We start from the raw sequence: 624 nt of genomic DNA, 5'->3' as shown, positions 1-624 counted from the left end.
CGTTAACTGCGAACGTGAACGCCTGGACGGTTACGGAGCCATTAGCAAACGGCCAAGTCTTCCAAGTCCGCGTCCGAGTCAATGATGAGCATCTGTGGTCGGAATGGTCGAGCGTGGGCTGGGTGAGGTATTCTGAATTGTCTCAAAGAAGCATGCCTGCCCAAATGAATGCAGAAATTAATAAAAAGGTAGTTAGTATCGGTGAGGAGACAACAGTAACCTTAACTGTTTATGGGGATGATAACTTAATAAATACTGATTTCAACGGTTTGTACAACATTGAGTTATCTGGTTACCGGGTCTTACCTGAAGGTAGTTCAGGTAAGTTAGGGAGTGTTGATCTTTCCACGACTGGTATTACTTCTGTTGATGTTGAGTTCAGGGACGGTGTAGCCACTATTCCATTAGTACTTTTGTCGAATGGAAGTCAAATTCTTACCTTCCGTTTGAATGAAACTAATGTAGGTGGAATAGTGCAAGTTGATGTTCTACATGACCTAGATCAACCCTCTGGAGAGGAAACTGAAGGACAACCAGCGGAAGAACCACCAACTGAAGAACCACCAACTGAAGAACCACCAACTGAAGAACCACCAACTGAAGAACCACCAACTGAAGAACCAC

The 624-nt window shown here is 44.4% G+C and carries 1 protein-coding gene; it reads left to right on the top strand.

Features of this window, described 5'->3' with window-relative positions; all coding sequences use genetic code 11:
• Positions 1 to 164: 164 nt before the first annotated feature.
• Positions 165 to 624, top strand: a 460-nt coding sequence (locus tag ACQ4N8_RS28135; protein ID WP_430707673.1) for a hypothetical protein, incomplete at its 3' end; no start/stop codon positions are given.

The organism is Paenibacillus macerans (assembly GCF_050565405.1).
GTDB lineage: Bacteria > Bacillota > Bacilli > Paenibacillales > Paenibacillaceae > Fontibacillus > Fontibacillus macerans_B.
The sequence above is the reverse complement of the archived record's forward strand: the minus strand, read 5'-3'. Positions and strand labels throughout refer to the sequence as shown.